17 protein-coding genes are annotated in these 17,901 nt (G+C 53.6%); 14 read left to right on the top strand and 3 right to left on the bottom strand.

The annotated features are described in order from the left end of the window. Window positions 1-81 precede the first annotated feature (81 nt). From V3851_RS04750 to pduL, 6 genes are all read left to right on the top strand, one after another. Window positions 82-876 (top strand): TIGR00282 family metallophosphoesterase, encoded by a 795-nt coding sequence (locus V3851_RS04750; protein WP_331845815.1) that lies wholly within the window; start codon window positions 82-84, stop codon window positions 874-876. A 108-nt stretch (window positions 877-984) separates the two neighbouring features. Further along, complete coding sequence (locus V3851_RS04745; RefSeq protein ID WP_006286829.1) at window positions 985-1,245, top strand: stage V sporulation protein S; 261 nt, start codon at window positions 985-987, stop codon at window positions 1,243-1,245. 103 nt (window positions 1,246-1,348) lie between these two features. Then, window positions 1,349-2,308: a dipeptidase gene (locus tag V3851_RS04740; RefSeq protein WP_331845373.1), complete on the top strand. Its 960-nt coding sequence runs from the start codon at window positions 1,349-1,351 to the stop codon at window positions 2,306-2,308. 216 nt (window positions 2,309-2,524) lie between these two features. Beyond that, complete coding sequence (locus V3851_RS04735; protein ID WP_331845372.1) at window positions 2,525-4,300, top strand: 2-oxoacid:acceptor oxidoreductase subunit alpha; 1,776 nt, start codon at window positions 2,525-2,527, stop codon at window positions 4,298-4,300. Beyond that, complete coding sequence (locus tag V3851_RS04730; protein WP_331845371.1) at window positions 4,287-5,153, top strand: 2-oxoacid:ferredoxin oxidoreductase subunit beta; 867 nt, start codon at window positions 4,287-4,289, stop codon at window positions 5,151-5,153. The genes V3851_RS04735 and V3851_RS04730 overlap by 14 nt, the downstream gene beginning before the upstream one ends. A gap of 120 nt (window positions 5,154-5,273) precedes the next feature. Beyond that, entirely contained in the window at window positions 5,274-5,846 is a 573-nt protein-coding gene (gene pduL / locus V3851_RS04725) for a phosphate propanoyltransferase (protein ID WP_331845370.1), read from the top strand. Window positions 5,847-6,118: 272 nt separating this feature from the next. On the opposite strand, the gene spoVAD is transcribed toward pduL, so the two are convergent. From spoVAD to V3851_RS04710, 3 genes are read right to left on the bottom strand one after another with little or no spacing between them, the layout of a single operon-like run. Then, window positions 6,119-7,135, bottom strand: coding sequence for a stage V sporulation protein AD (gene spoVAD / locus V3851_RS04720; protein WP_331845369.1), 1,017 nt, complete (start codon window positions 7,133-7,135; stop codon window positions 6,119-6,121). A 3-nt stretch (window positions 7,136-7,138) separates the two neighbouring features. Continuing rightward, window positions 7,139-7,627 (bottom strand): stage V sporulation protein AC, encoded by a 489-nt coding sequence (gene spoVAC / locus V3851_RS04715; RefSeq protein WP_331845368.1) that lies wholly within the window; start codon window positions 7,625-7,627, stop codon window positions 7,139-7,141. Between the two features lie 15 nt (window positions 7,628-7,642). Then, window positions 7,643-8,503 carry a DUF421 domain-containing protein gene (locus V3851_RS04710; RefSeq protein ID WP_331845367.1) on the bottom strand — a complete coding sequence of 287 codons (861 nt, stop codon included), beginning with the start codon at window positions 8,501-8,503 and terminating at the stop codon, window positions 7,643-7,645. Window positions 8,504-8,676: 173 nt separating this feature from the next. Between V3851_RS04710 and V3851_RS04705 the strand changes: the two genes are divergently transcribed. The 8 genes from V3851_RS04705 (at window position 8,677) to V3851_RS04670 (ending at window position 17,849) form a co-directional block, all read left to right on the top strand. Beyond that, the gene (locus V3851_RS04705) at window positions 8,677-8,883 is read left to right on the top strand and encodes a DUF1657 domain-containing protein (RefSeq protein WP_331845366.1); all 207 of its coding nucleotides are present in this window, start codon (window positions 8,677-8,679) and stop codon (window positions 8,881-8,883) included. A gap of 202 nt (window positions 8,884-9,085) precedes the next feature. Further along, a complete protein-coding gene (gene miaB / locus V3851_RS04700; RefSeq protein ID WP_331845365.1) occupies window positions 9,086-10,645 on the top strand; it encodes a tRNA (N6-isopentenyl adenosine(37)-C2)-methylthiotransferase MiaB in 1,560 nt (519 codons plus the stop codon). A 36-nt stretch (window positions 10,646-10,681) separates the two neighbouring features. Beyond that, the gene (locus V3851_RS04695) at window positions 10,682-11,143 is read left to right on the top strand and encodes a YlbF/YmcA family competence regulator (protein ID WP_331845364.1); all 462 of its coding nucleotides are present in this window, start codon (window positions 10,682-10,684) and stop codon (window positions 11,141-11,143) included. Between the two features lie 152 nt (window positions 11,144-11,295). Continuing rightward, a complete protein-coding gene (locus tag V3851_RS04690; RefSeq protein ID WP_331845363.1) occupies window positions 11,296-11,715 on the top strand; it encodes a PaaI family thioesterase in 420 nt (139 codons plus the stop codon). A 41-nt stretch (window positions 11,716-11,756) separates the two neighbouring features. Further along, a complete protein-coding gene (locus V3851_RS04685) occupies window positions 11,757-12,536 on the top strand; it encodes an NUDIX domain-containing protein (protein WP_331845362.1) in 780 nt (259 codons plus the stop codon). Between the two features lie 162 nt (window positions 12,537-12,698). Further along, window positions 12,699-14,153 (top strand): nicotinate phosphoribosyltransferase, encoded by a 1,455-nt coding sequence (locus tag V3851_RS04680; RefSeq protein WP_331845361.1) that lies wholly within the window; start codon window positions 12,699-12,701, stop codon window positions 14,151-14,153. A 353-nt stretch (window positions 14,154-14,506) separates the two neighbouring features. Beyond that, window positions 14,507-15,514: a 2-oxoacid:acceptor oxidoreductase family protein gene (locus tag V3851_RS04675; RefSeq protein ID WP_331845360.1), complete on the top strand. Its 1,008-nt coding sequence runs from the start codon at window positions 14,507-14,509 to the stop codon at window positions 15,512-15,514. A 28-nt stretch (window positions 15,515-15,542) separates the two neighbouring features. Then, complete coding sequence (locus V3851_RS04670; protein ID WP_331845359.1) at window positions 15,543-17,849, top strand: thiamine pyrophosphate-dependent enzyme; 2,307 nt, start codon at window positions 15,543-15,545, stop codon at window positions 17,847-17,849. Window positions 17,850-17,901 lie beyond the last annotated feature (52 nt).

Here is a 17,901-nt window from a genome sequence, read left to right as displayed (position 1 = left end):
TTATGCTGAAAAGTGGCCCCCTGTGGGCCGCTTTTTCATTGCTTGCCGGAACATCGATTGCATTTTTAAGGAGGAAGTACCATTAAAGTTCTGTTTATTGGAGATATCGTAGGGAACACGGGACGCAAGGCGCTAAGGGAAACGCTCCCGCAGCTTAAAACGAAATACAATCCGCACATCATTATCGCCAACGGGGAGAATGCCGCGGCCGGGCGGGGGATCACCGCCAAAATCGCCAGAGAATTTTTTGAACTCGGCGTCCACGGCTTGACGATGGGCAATCATACTTGGGACAATAAAGAGATATTTGACTTTATCGACGACGAACCGCGCATGGTGCGGCCGGCCAATTATCCTCCCGGGACGCCGGGACTCGGCTACACGGTCATCCGGGGGAACGGGAAAGAGCTGGCGCTCGTCAACCTGATGGGGCGTACCTTTTTGCCGGCGATCGAGGACCCTTTCCGGATGGCGGATGACATTATCGTCGTCTTGTCCAAGAAACATAAATGCATTCTCGTCGACTTTCACGCGGAAGCCACTTCGGAGAAAATCGCCATGGGCTGGCATCTCGACGGCCGCGCTTCGCTGGTGGTCGGTACGCATACGCATGTGCAGAGCAATGACGATATCATTTTGCCGCAAGGAACGGCGTATATGACGGATGCCGGGATGGTCGGTTCCCGGGAAGGCATTCTTGGCATGGAGCGTACGGCCGTGCTGCGCAAATTCACGACCCAACTGCCGGTGCGTTTCCAGGTTGACGAGGGCAAGTGGCAATTCCACGGCTGCGTGGTGGATATTGACGAATCGACCGGTCGCGCTCGAAAAATCGAGAAAATCCGTCTGCTTGAAGACGAGTGGATCATGAACTAAAGCTTACCGTAAGGCCTTTTGGGAAAAAAGCAGGAATTTTTTGACCGTTCACGAATATGTTCTAAGTAGTGGGATCGATCAAACCATTATTCCCAGGAGGTACTTACCATGGAAGTATTAAAAGTTTCAGCAAAATCCAATCCTAACTCCGTCGCCGGTGCGCTTGCTGGAGTATTGAGAGAACGTGGCGCTGCTGAACTTCAGGCCATTGGGGCGGGTGCACTCAACCAAGCCATTAAAGCGGTAGCGATTGCCCGGGGATTTGTGGCGCCAAGCGGTGTCGATTTGATCTGCATTCCGGCATTTACCGATATCGTGATCGACGGCGAGGATCGGACGGCTATCAAATTAATCGTAGAGCCCAGATAATCATTGATAGGATATGGAAGCCTGTTTACGTTAAAGTAGACAGGTTTTTTTGCATTTTTTTCGGCTGGTCCGGGTAATAAACTATGTGGGCGAAAGCGGAGGGATGGATTTGGCTTACAAGATTGTGGATTTTCATTGCGATGCGCTGGGGAAAATGCAGCTTGACCCGAAACTGGATTTTATCCGGGATGAGCGGCTGGACGTCAATTTCGAGCGAATGGCGGAAGGCGGAGTCGGCTTGCAATGCTTTGCGGTGTTTCTTTCGGAGCGGCTCGGCGAGCCGCAGTTCGAGCATATTTTGGGTCAGATCGATCTGTTTTGCGAAAAAGTCGTCGGCGCCGGAGTCGCCGCCATTACCTCGGTTGAGGAACTGGATCGGGCCGAAGCGGCGGGGCAGCCCGGAGGGCTGCTGTCCATCGAAGGAGCGGATGGGCTGGAAGGCAGCCTGCATTACTTGCGGCTCGGCTACGAGCGGGGAGTCCGCTTTTTGGGATTGACCTGGAATTTTGCCAATTGGGCGGCGGACGGCATTCTCGAACCCCGAGGAGGGGGCTTTACTCCGGAAGGGGTGGAGCTTGTAAAGACCTGTCATGAGCTTGGGATCATGCTGGATGTATCTCATTTATCAATCAAAGGATTCTGGGAGCTTGCCGCTATGGCGGAAAAAGCGAAAATCCCGTTTATCGCCTCCCATTCCAACGCCTACAGCATCTGTTCCCATACCCGGAATTTGCGGGATGATCAAATCGCGGCAATCATCGCCTTGGGCGGCCGGATCGGAATCACCTTCGTCCCTTGGTTTGTCAAGAGCGCATCCGAGGTGAAAGCCGAGGATATTTTGCCGCATATCGATCATATTTGCTCGCTTGGCGGGGAGGGGAATATCATATTCGGCTCGGATTTCGACGGGATCGAAACGCATATCGGCGATTTACGCCATGCAGGTCAGTACGCCCAATGGGGTGAAATGCTGCTCAAATATTATCCCGAGCGGCTCGTAAAAGGGTGGCTGTCCGGCAATGCGCTGTCATTTTTAAGAATGTGGTTGCCATCAACAAAGTAAGCGCTTTAATTAATGCATTTGCGAGAATGATTTCATCGAAAACTACTATATGAAAAAGGGTAGAAAACGCTTGCTTTTTGTATGGTTGAGACATAAAATTGACATGACTCTGAAACAGAATGTTCACAATTAACCAGGTTATTTATCTATTATGGGTTGACATTCTGTTTGCACTTATATCATTTCTCGAGCGATACCATAAAGGGGTGGGCGATCTTGATTAGTCAATTGTCTTGGAAGATCGGTGGTCAGCAAGGGGAGGGCGTCGAAAGTACGGATCGGATCTTTTCAACGGCTCTTAATCGACTGGGTTATTATTTATACGGTTACCGGCATTTTTCTTCACGCATCAAAGGCGGCCATACAAACAATAAAATCCGGATCAGCACCAAGCCGATTCGCGCGATTTCCGACGACTTGGACATTTTAGTCGCTTTTGACCAGGAAAGTATCGACTTGAACGCGCATGAACTGCGCAGCGGCGGTGTCATTGTGGCCGATGCCAAATTTAATCCCGCGGTACCGGAGGGCGTGGACGCAAAGCTGTTCCCCGTTCCGATTACGAGCATCGCGGAAGAATTGGGCACCTCGCTGATGAAAAACATGGTTGCTTCCGGCGCGTCCTGGGCGCTTTTGGGCCTGCCGCTGGAAGTGTTCAATAAAGCGGTCGAAGAAGAATTCGGCCGCAAAGGCCAAGCGATCGTGGAGAAAAATATCGAAGCGGTCAAACGCGGCGCGGATTATGTGCTGGAGCTGGCGGGCGGTCCGCTGGACGCCTTCAAGCTGGAGCCCGCGGACGGCAAGCAGAAGCTGTTCATGATCGGCAACGATGCGATCGGCCTTGGCAGCGTGGCGGCGGGATGCCGGATCATGAGCGCTTATCCGATCACTCCGGCCTCGGAAATTATGGAGTATTTGATCAAAAAGCTGCCGAAGTTCGGCGGCACCGTCGTTCAAACGGAGGATGAGATCGCGGCGATCACGATGGCGATCGGCGCAAGCTATGCCGGCGTCCGAACAATGACCGCTTCGGCCGGCCCGGGGCTGTCGCTGATGATGGAAGCGATCGGTCTTGCCGGCATGACGGAAATCCCGGTCGTGATCGTCGACACGCAGCGCGGCGGTCCGAGTACGGGGCTGCCGACCAAACAGGAGCAAAGCGATATCAGCGCCCTGATCTACGGGACGCACGGGGAAATCCCAAAAATCGTCATTGCGCCAAGCTCGATTGAAGAATGTTTCTACGACACGGTTCAAGCCTTCAACCTGGCGGAAAAGTATCAGGTGCCGGTCATTCTGGCGACCGATTTGCAATTGTCGCTGGGCAAGCAATCCTGCGAACTGCTCGATTTCGAGAAAATCGTAATCGACCGCGGATTTTTGGTCAAGGACATTCCGGACCGCGAGGATTCGAGTATGTTCAACCGTTACGCCTTTACCGACAACGGCATTTCCCCGCGGGTGCTGCCGGGCGAGAAGAACGGCATTCACCATGTCACCGGCGTCGAGCACGACGAAGCGGGGCGCCCTTCGGAAAGCCCGGTGAACCGCAAGAAGATGATGGATAAGCGGCTCCGCAAGCTGGCGAAGCTGGAAGTGGAGAATCCGATCCACCTGCATGCGCCGCACGCCGAACCGGATCTGCTCATCGTAGGCATGGGCTCGACCGGGGGGACGATCGATCAGGCCCGCTTGCGCCTAAACGGAGAGGGTGTCACCTCGAACCATATGACGGTCCGTTTGCTTCATCCATTCCCGGTTGATGCCGTCCGCGAGCAAATGGAGAAGGCCAAGAAAATCGTCGTATTGGAAAACAACGCGACAGGCCAACTGGCCAATCTCATCAAAATGAATGTCGGATATCACGACAAGATCGTAAATATCCTGAAATATGACGGCAATCCGTTCCTGCCTTCCGAAGTATTCGAGAGATGCAAGGCTGCGGCCGGGATCAAATCACAGGAGGAGTTGGTGAAAAATGGCAACCTTTAAAGAGTTCCGTAATAACATCAAACCGAACTGGTGCCCGGGCTGCGGCGATTTCTCGATCCAGGCCGCGATCCAGCGCGCTTCCGCCAACGTCGGTCTGGAACCAGAAGATCTGGCCGTCATTTCCGGCATCGGCTGCTCCGGCCGGATCTCCGGATATATCAACGCCTATGGCCTGCACGGAATTCACGGCCGGGCGCTCCCGATCGCTCAAGGCGTCAAACTGGCCAACCGCGATTTGACGGTCATCGCCTCCGGCGGCGACGGCGACGGGTTTGCCATCGGGATGGGGCATACGGTTCACGCGATTCGCAGGAATATCAATATTACTTACATCGTAATGGATAACCAGATCTACGGCTTGACGAAAGGTCAAACCTCGCCGCGCAGCGGCGAAGGATTCAAAACGAAGAGCACACCGGAAGGCTCGGTGGAATCGACCTTGTCGCCGCTGGAAATCGCGATCGCTTCCGGAGCCACTTTTGTCGCCCAATCGTTCTCCAGCGACATCAAGCAGCTCACCTCGCTGATCGAGCAGGGGATTCAGCACGAAGGCTTCTCGCTGATCAACGTGTTCAGCCCTTGCGTCACATTTAACAAAGTCAATACGTACGACTGGTTCAAGGAAAATATCATCGATCTGGCGACCGTGCCGGACTATGATCCAACTAACCGGGCGATGGCGATGGCGAAGCTGATGGAAACCGGCAGCATGATCACGGGTCTCATCTACCAGAACAAAGAGAAGAAGAGCTACGAAAATGTCGTACACGGGTTCAAAGCCGAGCCGCTGGCTCATCAGCAGCTGGCTTTGCAAAAGAGCGAGTTTGACAATCTTGTAGCAGAATTCGTATAAACTCCCGAAAAGGTGTCCGCGGATAACGGACACCTTTTCCTTTTTGTTTAAAATAGGTGTATAATGGGTAACGATATGAATCGTCATCGATATAGAGAATATACGAGGAGTGTTTCAAACATGAGCAAAACTGTACCCGTCGGCGTATCGGCACGTCATATTCATCTGACTCAAGAACATATTGAAGCTTTGTTCGGCCAAGGCTATCAGCTTACGGAATTCAAGCCGTTGTCCCAACCCGGACAATTCGCGGCCAACGAAACCGTAGCGGTCATCGGTCCGAAAGGCGAATTCGCCAAGGTCCGCATTCTGGGACCTGCGCGCCCTGCTTCCCAATTGGAGATTTCCCGCACGGACTCGTTCGCGATCGGCGTAAAGGCCCCGGTTCGCGAATCCGGCAACATTGACGGAACTCCGGGAATCAAGGTGAAAGGCCCGGCCGGCGAAATCGAGCTGGAACAAGGCGTGATCGTGGCTGCACGCCATATTCATTTCCATACATCCGATGCCGAGAAATGGGGCATCCAAGACAAGCAACTGCTTAAAGTCCGCCTTGGCGGCGAACGCGGCCTGGTCCTCGAAAACGTCATCGCCCGCGTTTCCGATTCCTTCGCGCTGGACATGCATATCGATACGGACGAAGCAAATGCCGCAGGCGCAAGCACGGGAGATACAGCCGAGATCATCGACTAATATCCCTGTCCGTGAGAAAGGACCCCGCTGAATAGCGAGGTCCTTTTTTCTTCCTTCCGAAAACTTGATTGGATTATTCCAATTAAGCTCCCGAAAAAACGTCTTTTATGAAATTTAAGTTGGAAATTTCCAATGGGGAGAGCTAAATTCAACCCATTCAGATCATTTTGAGATCATCCCATTGGATTTTTCCATACCGATGAAGCTTATCGAAAAAGAGGCGCACTTTAGTTGGATATCTACAGTTGAGCAGAACAGCTACGGCCGGCTGCTTATCCCCCGTGTTCGATCGAGACGGCATGCGCAATGCAAGGGATGCTCTCTCCCTGCTGGTAGGAGAGGGGGGAGAGGAGAGCGCCGGTGGCGACAACGAGAATCCGTTTCAGCTCGCCTTTCCGCACTTTCTTAAGCAGGTGCCCGTAGGTGACGACCGCCGAACAGGCGCAGCCGCTGGCCCCGGCCTGAACCTTCTGCTTCTTGTAATCGTAAATCATCATCCCGCAGTCCTGATAGTTCGTCTCCTTGATCGGGACTCCGTGTCTTTCCAGCAGTTCATTGGCGATTTCGTGGCCGACCTTGGACAAATCGCCGGTCACGATCAGGTCATAATGCGACGGCTTGATGTCCAAATCGCGGAAATGGGCCTCGATCGTGTCCACGGCGGCCGGCGCCATGGCCGCGCCCATGTTGAACGGATCGCTGACGCCCATGTCGATGACGCGGCCGATCGTGGCGGAGGTAACCACCGGCGCGGATTCGTCGCCTTCCAGGGACAATACGGCCGAGCCGGAACCGGTGACGGTAAATTGTGCGGTCGGCGGTTTTTGCGAGCCGTATTCCGTCGGATAGCGGAACTGCTTCTCAACGCTGGCGTTATGGCTGCAAGTCCCGGCTACCGCGTATTTCGCCCCGCCGGAATTAACGACATACGAAGCCAAAGCGAGGCTCTCCATCGAGGTCGAGCAGGCGCCGAACAACCCGAGATACGGGATGCTGAGCGTTCTCGCGGCAAAGCTGCTGCTGATGATCTGATTCATGAGATCGCCGCCGAAGAAAAACTGTACCTGCTCCTTGGTGAGCCCCGCATGTTCAATGGCGAGCGAAGCGGATTCTTCGAACAGTACTTTCTCCGCCTTCTCCCAACTGTCCTGTCCCAGATACAAATCGGCGTGCACGATGTCAAAGTCGTCGGCGAGAGGACCCTGGCCTTCAAAAGGACCGACAACGGTCGCCGTGCTGATGATTTTGGGCCGGCTTGCGAATACCCAGCTTTGATGTCCTTTTAACATCGCTTAGTGTCCTCCTCCCGCAAATCCCGGAACGAATACGGCGTAGATTAGCCCGATGATAAAAGCGGCCACCGTCCCGAAGACGATGACAGAGCCGGCGAGCTGAAACATGCCGGCGCCGACGCCGAGCACGAGCCCTTCGCTGCGGTGCTCGATCGCCGAAGAGGCTACGGAGTTGGCGAACCCTGTCACGGGAACCGCGGTTCCGGCGCCGGCCCATTGCGCGATTTTGTCATATACTCCGAGGCTGGTCAAAATGACGGACAAAATCACCAGTACAGCGACGGTAGGGTTGCCCGCCTCCTTCTCGCTAAAGCCGCCGTAGGCGATAAAAGCCTGACGAATGCATTCCCCGATCAGGCAGATGAGACCCCCGGACAGAAAAGCCCGGACGCAGTTGGCCATAACGGGCCGCTTGGGCTCGATGTCCGCCGCGAGCCGCTGGTATTGCTGCTGAGTCGGGGATAGCTTCTTGTTTTTTTGTTTGGCCATGAACTTGCTCCTCCTTTATCTAGCCAACACCGGCTTAATATTTTGAATGACTTTCTGCAGCTCTTCGGAACATGAGGTGTACAATTGTTTGGCGGAGGGTTCTTCGCTCGAAAGGGCGTACATTTCCAGGTCGGCTTCGCATTTTTTGAGCTGGGCCAACAGAGTAGCTTTCACCTGGGGCTGGGGAACCTGGATGTTGTCGTCGTACAAATCGGCATAGAACTGCCCTAACCCGTCAACCTGCCCCAGATTGACATTGTCAAGAGAAACGCCGAGCTTTCCCAACTCGGTGTGCAGCCATTGCCGGTTAAAGCCGAGGGTCGCCAGCGGCTCGTCCATAATGTTTCCGTCGATAATGACGGTTTGCGGTTCCGGCTCCGGCGGAGCCTTGACCCCAAGCGCGGAAAGCGTCAGCGGCTGGTATTCCTTTTTCAGCAAGGCGTTGATTTCCCCGTCGGGCTCGATGACGGCGAATTCGACCTGAGCCGTTTGAAAAATGCTCTTTTTCCGCAGTTGTTCCAGTAGCTCGTCGTTGGTCAGTTTTTCTTTCTTGAGATTCTCCTCCATAATCTTTCCGTCTTTGATCAAGACGGTCGCTTTGCTGTCGATCCAGTCTCGGGCCTTCTTACTCTTGAGCTGCAAATATTCGATGCCCAATGATACGAGGAACCAGACGCCCATGGAAATGATACCTAAATACCAGTGCGTATCTACGTCGACCGATAGATAGGCGGTGATGCTCCCGATTGTGATCCCGGTGATATACTCGAAGAAGGACAATTGGGAGATCTGTCTTTTACCCAGCAATCTTGTCAAAACAAAGAGGATCAACGCGGAAACCAGTGTCCGTACAATGACTTCCAGCCATATCGGCATAGCTTATGCTCCTTTCCATTTCCGGAAAATGAATTATTCCAATTATGCGCGGGCCGGCCTTTTTTTAACGAACACAAATTTTGGGATTCTAAATAACCGCATAAACCGACTTGAGCCGGGTTACATTAACTTTCGTTCGAAACAAGCGAAAATGGAGCAAGGTGGTGAGCAAAATGACGGTATCAGCCCAAGTGAAAACGACCCTGGCATCGCTGAAAAGCGCCCAAGCCAACCTCGAGCAGTTTGCCCTGAACACGCAAAATCAGGAGGCAAAGAACCTGTTCACGGATGCGGCCCAGCAAACTCAGCAAATCGTTACCCAGGTGGAAAGCCGGGTACAACAGCTGGAAAATGAAGAGCCCCAGTATAAAGGCTTCTAAAAAATATCGTTCGTATGTTGTTGATGAGAAAAGACCCGTTCATTTTGGACGGGCCTTTTTGCGTGCTGAGCGGCGCTCGCTTTTTCCCATTGATCTGGATATCACTTTTGAATCATGTTATAATTTGGTGTAATGCATTTTTAACAACTTAGTGAACTTCCACGTCATAAGATAGATGGGCAAAAAGGAGTGAGCCGACATCATGGCTAAAGAAACGAAGGATTACTCCAAGTATTTTGACTTCTCGGACGCCAAAGTCATTTCGGAGGACGAACGGGGAAAGAAGATCAGAATCCGGGGACGCGAGATCCAAATACTTTCGGAACCGAATCATCGCATCGAGAAGCAGCGCGGGAAAGAGGAAATTCAAGTGCTGTACGAAAATGCGATTCCGGAGGACATGAAAACGATTGGCGCCGGTAAGCATTATATTGTGTATACATTCGGCTGCCAAATGAATGAACATGATACGGAAACGATCAAAGGCCTGCTGGAACAGATGGGCTACCGTCCGACGGAGGACCGCAAGGAGGCCGATATTATTCTGCTGAATACCTGCGCCATCCGGGAGAATGCCGAAGATAAGGTGTTCGGTGAGCTTGGTCATTTGAAAGGCCTCAAGACGGAGAAGCCGGACCTGCTGCTCGGCGTCTGCGGCTGTATGTCACAGGAAGAAAACGTCGTCAACCGCATTTTGCAAAAGCACGGTTTTGTCGATATGATCTTCGGAACGCACAATATCCACCGGCTGCCGCATCTGATCCGGGAAGCGCTGTTCAGCAAGGAAATGGTCGTCGAGGTATGGTCCAAAGAAGGCGACATCATTGAAAATCTCCCCAAGAAACGCGAAGGCATGCGCGCTTGGGTCAATATTATGTACGGGTGTGACAAGTTCTGCACCTATTGCATCGTTCCGTTTACCCGCGGCAAGGAGCGCAGCCGCCGGCCGGAAGATGTCATTGCCGAGGTACGGGAGCTGGCGCGGCAGGGATTTAAGGAAATTACGCTGCTCGGGCAAAACGTCAACGCCTACGGGAAAGATTTTAACGATATTAAATATACGTTCGCGGACCTGATGGATGATATCCGGAAGATCGACATCCCCCGGGTTAGATTCACTACGTCCCACCCGCGCGATTTTGACGATCATCTGATCGAAGTGCTGGCCAAGGGCGGAAACCTGGTCGAGCATATTCATTTGCCGGTTCAATCGGGCAGCAGCGATGTACTGAAGAAGATGAGCCGCAAATATACCCGCGAGTCGTATCTGGAACTGGTTCGCAAAATCAAGGCCGCCATCCCGAACGCGGTGCTGACGACGGATATTATCGTCGGTTTCCCGGGTGAGACGGAGGAGCAGTTCCAGGAGACGTTGTCCCTGGTGCGCGAAGTGGGATACGATTCCGCCTACACCTTCGTTTATTCTCCGCGCGAAGGCACGCCTGCGGCCGTCATGGAGGACAATGTTCCTTTGGAAGTGAAGAAAGAACGTTTGCAGCGGCTTAATGAAGTCGTGAATGAACATAGCAAGCTGAGCAACGATACGATGCTCGGCCAAGTCGTCGAGGTCCTGGTCGAAGGCGAGAGCAAAAACAATGCCCAAGTGCTTTCCGGCCGGACGCGCAGCAATAAGCTGGTGCATTTCGAAGGCGGCTCCGAATTGATCGGCCGCTTTGTCAACGTGGAAATCACCGACCCGATGACTTGGTATATCAAGGGCAGCATTGTGTCCGAGCCTGTATCTTCGGCGAACGCCGGATAATTGTCATATATTAGCGGGGTCAAGGAGGTTATTATCTTGGAAGAACACCATCAGCATCAGGATCATACCGATTGCGGCATTCCCAAATTCGATTCCCGCGATCTGGTGATCCGTGAGGATATTATGGCGAAAGCGAAAGAATTGGCCGCGCTGATCGGAACTAGCGAAGAAGTCCGGCAGTTCCAGAAGGCGGAAAAGCTGATTCAAAACCATGAGCGGATCCAGCCGCTGATCAGCGCGATCAAGAAGAAACAGAAGGAAATCGTGGCGTTCGAGAGCTTTCAAAATAAGGCCATGGTCGAAAAAATCGAGCGCGAGATCGCGGAACTGCAGGACGAGCTGGACGGCATTCCGCTCGTCACCGAATTCCAGCAGAGTCAAAGCGATATCAACTATTTGCTGCAGTTGGTCGTCTCGGTGATCCGGGACACGGTTTCCGAAAAAGTGAATGTGGAATCGGGCAGCGAGCCGGCGGCGACTTCCGGCTATGGAGAGTAGAACAATGAAGTCGGTGCGGGAGAAAATCTTCCGCACCTTTTTATTCATACAATACGGATGAGATTCGCCTTTGAATCGGTGCCATGACATAATGTAGCGGTTTAGCGGGCATCGTGATAAGAGATGCTTGAACAAGATAGGGGTGGCGATTCATGGATTGGGACGAAATTATGAAGAAAGAACAGGAGTCCTTCTGGGGGCTGCTTGGCATGAAGCTTATTTCGGCCGATGCCAAACGGGCGGAAATCGGACTTTCTGCCGAGAAGCGGCATCTGAACTCGATGGGTATAGTCCATGGCGGAGTGCTGTCGTCCATGATGGATCAGGCAATGGGCGTGCTTGTCGCGACGGCGAGAGACGGCGTATTCGGCGTTACTACGCATTTAAACGTCAACTTTCTGAACCCGATGCGGGAAGGGGAACTCATTGCGTCCGCATATCTCCTGCATGAGAGTGCCCGGACGATGACGCTCCGGGCCGAAGTCGCAAGCGGCGAAGGGGTGCTGGGCTGCATTTCTACGGCAACATTTCGTTTGCCCCGCCCGCATGAGCCCGGAAAGAATAAACACTAAAGTTATTAATGTGATGAAATAAATACGATGTGGTGATCTTGATGAGCAATGAGAAGCGGCAAGCAGAGCCTGAGAATGAAGTAAAGAAATACCGCACCCCGGACGGAATCCCGGCGGATATCGTCATGTTTACTTTATCAAGGCAAGAACGGAAAGCATCGACCAAGTCGCTGCCTCATTTTGACCTGAAGGTGATGCTGATCCGCCGCAGAAGCTGGCCTTTTGCCGGCGCATGGGCGCTCCCGGGCGGATTTTCGCAGGAGGATGAGTCGCTCTATGAAACGGCCCGGCGGGAGTTGAAGGAAGAAACCGGGGTCGACGGCCGTCATTTGGAATATTTGGGCGTGTACAGCAAGCCGGGGCGGGATCCGCGCGGCTGGATTATCTCCCATGCCTTCTTTGCCTTGGTGGAGGAAGAGGTGCTGGAGAAACGCCAATCTGCGGATGATGCGCAGGAGGTTGGGCTGTTTACGGTTAAGGAGGCGCTGGGGGAACTGGACCTGGCGTTTGACCATCGCGAAATTTTGCAGGACGCTTACCGGAGAATCCAGCAGCAAATGCTGCAAACTACGATCGCCAAGCAGTTTTTGCCGCCGCATTTTACGCTCGGTGAGCTGTATCAGGTCATTCAAACCGTCGTTCCCGATTTTGCGGAGCTCAATTTCATCCGTAAAATCACGTCGACCCGCAGCCGGCAGGGAATTCTGGAAGAGGTACGCGACGAGAACGGTAAACCGCTGCTTTCTAATCAGTATTCCCAGCGTCCGGCCCAGTTGTATCGGTTCACCGATTTCACGCCTCAGCTGTCGATCTATACCTAGCGCGGGCATCGCATTATACATAGGCCCATAAGTTACTGGATATGGTTAGTGGATTGAATGAAGAATAAGACGAAATGAAAAAAGATGATATGAAAAAGATGATAAGAAAGATAAGGATGCTGCCCTTTCTGTCACCAGGACAGCCAGAGAGGATGAGACACCATGCAAACGGAACATTTGGCGCTGCATACGGACAAATATCAAATCAACATGATCTACGCGCATTGGATCAACGGCTCCCATCTGCGCAAGACGGTATTTGAAGCATACTTCCGCAAGCTTCCTTTCGGCAACGGATACGCCGTGTTTGCGGGCCTCGAGCGGATTGTGAATTATATCCGGGACCTTCGCTTTACCGAGGAGGATCTGCGCTTTCTCGCCAAGCAGGAGGAGAATTATAAACCGGAGTTTCTGGAGCTGCTGCGGAATTTTCGATTCCGGGGGACGATTCATTCGTTTCGCGAAGGGGATCTTTGCTTCCCGAACGAACCGCTTATCCGGGTGGAAGGTTCGATCCTGGAGACGCAGCTCATCGAAACGGCAATGCTTAACTTTATGAACTTTCAAACCTTGATCGCGACCAAGGCGTCGCGGATCAAGCGGGTGGCCGAACATGACGTGCTGCTGGAATTCGGGACACGCCGGGCCCAGGAAGCCGATGCGGCGGTCTGGGGAGCCCGGGCGGCGTATATTTCCGGCTTCGACGCCACGTCCAACCTGCTGGCCGGAGAGATCTTCGGCATTCCGACCAAAGGAACGCACGCGCACTCCTGGGTGCAGATTTTCGGTTCCGAGCAGGAGGCGTTTGAGATTTACGCCAAAGCGATGCCGGACCATGTATCCCTGCTGGTCGATACGTTCGATACGCTGGAGAGCGGGGTACCGAACGCTATCCGTACGGCCAAGCTGCTCGAAGCCAGGGGCAAGCGGCTCGGAAGCATCCGGCTCGACAGCGGCGACCTCGCCTATTTATCGGTTCAGGCGCGCAAAATGCTGGATGAAGCGGGACTCGATTATGTAAAAATCGTCGCGTCCAACGATTTGGATGAAAACACCATCTTCAATCTTAAAGCGCAGGGAGCCAAAATCGATACCTGGGGCGTCGGGACCCAGTTGATCACGGCGGCGGACCAGCCGGCTCTGGGCGGCGTTTATAAGCTGGTTGAACGCGAGAACAACGGGGTGATGGAGCCGACGATCAAAATTTCCGGCAACCCGGAGAAGGTCACCTCGCCCGGCAAGAAGGACGTGCTGCGGATCGTCAGCAAGGAAAACGGCAAGGCGATCGCCGACTATGTCTGTTTGCCGCATGAGGAACAGGCCCGAGACGGCGGCAAGCTGCGGCTGTTCGACCCCGTTCATCCGTACCTCAAGAAGACGGTCAAGGACTACGAATCGGTTTCGATGCTCCAGCCGATCTTTGTGGACGGGGAGCTGGTTTACGAGCTGCCGGATTTGCAGGGGATACGGGAGCATCACAAAGCCCAGCTTAACATGTTCTGGCCGGAATATCTGCGCAAGCTTAACCCGGAAATTTACCGGGTCAACCAAAGCCAGGAAGCCTGGGAGCTCAAGCAAAAGTTGATCGAACAGTATATGAGTCAAACGGAAGAATAATAGTATTTATTACAACAGTTTCACGGGCTTGTCTAGGCAGGCCTGTGGGACTGTTTTTTTGTGTGGGGACTGGAAGTACGGGCAATAGGCAATGTCTCGCAGGAATTTATTTCTCGGGAAAGCGCAGGAATCGATTTTTTTGCCAAGTGTTCGGCAGCTTTTCGACATTGTGTGATATTTATGACATCCCGCGTACAAATGTCACATTGAGATTGTCCATATGACATTTGTTACATTCGTCACACTGCTTCTGTGATAAATTGAAAAATTAATGAAGCATTATTTTTGTGTGATTTTTTTAACTCATTTTGCGTCGTTATGATTTCGCGGCAGCGAAGAAGGGAGTCAAACGCGTGGTACAATTGCCGAAGCTGAACGAACTTGGATTTTTCGAAATCCGTCTGGAATCCATCGGGGGACTGGGGGCCAATCTCGCGGGAAAAATGCTTGCCGAAGCCGGAGTGGAGGGGGCGGGCCTGAACGGGGTCAGCTTCTCATCCTACGGGTCGGAGAAAAAGGGTTCACCCGTCAAAGCGCATATCCGTTTTTGCGATATGGATACGCAGATTCGCGACACCTCACCGGTAGAACGGCCGCATATCGTCGGTATCTTCCAGGAGGCGCTGGCGAAGACGGTCAACGTCATTAGCGGGATTTATGAAGACAGCACCGTGCTGGTGAATTCGCGCAAGACGCCGGAACAATTGAAAGAGAAAATGAAGCTGATCGGCGGGACCATCGCGGTGATCGATGCGACCGGTATTGCCCTGGAAGAGAAAAACCGGGTCAATATGGCGATGCTCGGCGCGATGTTCCGCCTTTGTCCGTTTCTGGATCCGGAAACGATGAAGGACGTCATCCGCAAATCGCTGGAGAAAAAATATCCGCAAACGGTCGCGCCGGCCTTGGCGACGTTCGAACGCGGCTATAACGAAGTGGTCTTTCAGACCTTCGAATTGCCGGAAGGCGTGGCCATGCCGGCTTTCGTCCGGGCGGACACGCCTGTGCTCGGCTACGAAACGCAGCCGATCGGCGGGATTATTTCCAACCCGGGCAACAGCATGCTGAAGGATTTGAGCATTTCCCGCTCCGGCATGATGCCTCATTTCAAAGCGGAATCCTGCATTCATTGCGCGGGCTGCGACAATGTCTGCCCCGACAACTGCTTCGTCTGGGAGGAGCTTCCGGACAAGAAGGGCCGTCCGCAAATGTTCCTGAAAGGCATCGATTATCAGTATTGCAAGGGCTGTCTGAAGTGCATCCATGCCTGCCCGACGGACGCTTTGTCCGGAGAGCGGGAGGAAGACGGATACGCCGAGCAGAACCGGGTACCGCATCTGTTCGATCTGGCGGTTCTCTAATTTATATACGGAAGGGCGGTAAACATAAATGGCGATAAATTTGGAAAAAGAGCGCAGAACTGCCAAAGTGGAGGAGCGCGTCGTTTACGAGTCGGGTAACGAGATGGCGGCCTACGCCGCCCATCAGATCAATTATCATATCATGGGTTATTTTCCGATCTCTCCGTCCACGGAGGTCGCCCAATTTCTCGATTTGATGAAAGCGAACGGACAGCATGACATCAAGCTGATCGCTTCGGACGGAGAGCATAGTTCGGCGGGGATTTGCTACGGGGCGTCCACCGGCGGCGGCCGCGTGTTCAACGCGACGAGCGCGAACGGATATATGTATATGCTGGAGCAGATGCCGGTTCAATCGGGAACGCGCTTCCCGATGGTCATGAACCTCGTCTGCCGCTCGGTATCCGGGCCGCTCGATATTCACGGCGACCATTCGGACCTTTATTTTGCCTTGAATACGGGCTGGCCGATTTTGATGTGCCGCGATCCTCAATCGGTATACGATATGAACATCTTGGCGCTCAAGCTGGCGGAAGATCCGGAAGTCCGGCTGCCGGTGCTCGTTGCCTCGGACGGTTATTTCACCTCCCATCAGAAGCGCAGAGTCCGCACGTTCGCCAATAACGAAGATGTGCTGAAATTCGTCGGCGAACGTCCGCCGGGGGGCTTCCCGCATACGCTGGATCGGAACAACCCGATCACGGTCGGCCCATACATGAATGAGCCCGACTATATCAATAACAAATATCAGCAGTCTCAGGCGATGTACAACGCGGAGCATGTGTTCGAACGGATCTCCGCCGAGTACGCCGAATTGACCGGGCGCGAATATCCGCTGCTTGACCTGTACCGGATGGAGGACGCCGAGGTCGCCGTGTTCCTGATGAATTCGGCCTCGGAAATCATCAAGGATGTGGTCGACGAATTACGCCGCCAAGGCATCAAGGCGGGATCGATCGCGCCGAATATCATCCGCCCGTTCCCGCAGAAGCAAATCGCCGAAGCGCTGAAGAACGTCAAGGCGCTTACGATCGGCGACCGCGCGGATTCCTTCGGGGCCCACGGCGGCAACATGAGCCATGAGATCAAATCGGCGCTGTTCACTTACGGCAACCGTACGACGAAAGTAATCAGCCGCGTTTACGGGCTGGGCGGCAAAGAGTTTTACGCCGAGGACGGCCATCATTTGTTCTCGCTCGCCATCGAAGCGGCGAAAGAGAATGAAGTTAAGGTGCCGTTCGATTACTACGGCCATACCCCGGGCGATAAAGAAAAAGCGCCGCAGCGGGTAATCAAGCCGCTGAACTTTGAAGACCTGAAGACCGGTCTCATCACGGTCACGAAAAACGAAGAAACCGGCAAGCTCGGCGTCAAAATTCCGCCGCTGCGCGCCTTGACGAAGAAGCCGAAACGGCTTGCGCCCGGTCACGGGGCCTGCCCGGGCTGCGGTATTTTCTCCGGGCTTGAGCTGTTCTTCAAAGGCATCGAGGGCGATATCGTAGCCTTGTTCCATACGGGCTGCGCGATGGTAACGACCACGGGCTATCCTTATTCGTCCCATAAAGCGACGTACATCCATAACCTGTTCCAAAACGGGGCCGCGACGATGTCCGGTCTGGTGGAAATGTTCTGGGAGCGCAAACGCAGAGGCGAATTGGACGAACTCGGCTTGAAGGACGATTTCACCTTCGTCATGGTCACCGGGGACGGCGGGATGGACATCGGCATGGGGCCGGCGATCGGCGCCGCGCTGCGGAACCACCGGATGATTATCGTGGAATACGACAATGAAGGCTACATGAACACCGGGGCGCAGCTTTCTTATTCGACGCCGCTCGGCCATCGGACTTCGACGTCCAATATCGGCTCGGTGCAGAAGGGGAAATCGTTCCAGCATAAAGATACGGCGCAAATTATGGCCGCCACCAATATCCCGTACGTGTTTACGGGCAGTGAAGCATACCCGCAGGATCTCGTGAAAAAAGCGGCCAAAGCCCAATGGTACGCACAGAACGAAGGCCTGGTTTATGGTAAAATATTGATAGCGTGTCCGCTCAACTGGATTACCAAGGATGATGAAGGAACGCAAATCGTGGATGCGGCAGTGAACTCCTGCTTCTTCCCGCTGTATGAAGTGGAGCATGGACAAACGACGATCACTTACAATCCGGAAGAGAAAAACAAACGGGTTCCGCTGACCGATTGGCTGAAGACGATGGGCAAAACCCGCCATTTGCTGAAACCGGAAAATGCTCCGGCGCTCAAAGAGTTTGAAGAAGAAGTGGAGCGCCGCTGGACCGTGCTTAAAGTCAAGCATGAGCATCCTTTTCTGTAAGGATGGCTCCGGGTTGACGGATAATGCCGGACAAAGACGGGGAACCGCCATC

The organism is Paenibacillus haidiansis, from assembly GCF_036553665.1.
GTDB lineage: Bacteria > Bacillota > Bacilli > Paenibacillales > Paenibacillaceae > Fontibacillus > Fontibacillus haidiansis.
Note: the sequence above shows the minus strand (reverse complement) of the source record. Positions and strands in the feature narration are given on the sequence as shown.

Excerpts from the sequence above, each read along its gene's own strand:
- V3851_RS04710 (WP_331845367.1), bottom strand. The coding sequence starts at position 8,503 with ATGCCGATATGGCTGGAAGTCATTGTACGGACACTGGTTTCCGCGTTG.
- V3851_RS04730 (WP_331845371.1), top strand. The coding sequence starts at position 4,287 with ATGGCAACCTTTAAAGAGTTCCGTAATAACATCAAACCGAACTGGTGC.
- pduL (WP_331845370.1), top strand. The coding sequence starts at position 5,274 with ATGAGCAAAACTGTACCCGTCGGCGTATCGGCACGTCATATTCATCTG.
- V3851_RS04685 (WP_331845362.1), top strand. The coding sequence starts at position 11,757 with ATGAGCAATGAGAAGCGGCAAGCAGAGCCTGAGAATGAAGTAAAGAAA.
- V3851_RS04740 (WP_331845373.1), top strand. The coding sequence starts at position 1,349 with ATGGATTTGGCTTACAAGATTGTGGATTTTCATTGCGATGCGCTGGGG.
- spoVAC (WP_331845368.1), bottom strand. The coding sequence starts at position 7,627 with ATGGCCAAACAAAAAAACAAGAAGCTATCCCCGACTCAGCAGCAATAC.
- spoVAD (WP_331845369.1), bottom strand. The coding sequence starts at position 7,135 with ATGTTAAAAGGACATCAAAGCTGGGTATTCGCAAGCCGGCCCAAAATC.
- miaB (WP_331845365.1), top strand. The coding sequence starts at position 9,086 with ATGGCTAAAGAAACGAAGGATTACTCCAAGTATTTTGACTTCTCGGAC.
- V3851_RS04670 (WP_331845359.1), top strand. The coding sequence starts at position 15,543 with ATGGCGATAAATTTGGAAAAAGAGCGCAGAACTGCCAAAGTGGAGGAG.
- V3851_RS04690 (WP_331845363.1), top strand. The coding sequence starts at position 11,296 with ATGGATTGGGACGAAATTATGAAGAAAGAACAGGAGTCCTTCTGGGGG.
- V3851_RS04705 (WP_331845366.1), top strand. The coding sequence starts at position 8,677 with ATGACGGTATCAGCCCAAGTGAAAACGACCCTGGCATCGCTGAAAAGC.
- V3851_RS04745 (WP_006286829.1), top strand. The coding sequence starts at position 985 with ATGGAAGTATTAAAAGTTTCAGCAAAATCCAATCCTAACTCCGTCGCC.
- V3851_RS04680 (WP_331845361.1), top strand. The coding sequence starts at position 12,699 with ATGCAAACGGAACATTTGGCGCTGCATACGGACAAATATCAAATCAAC.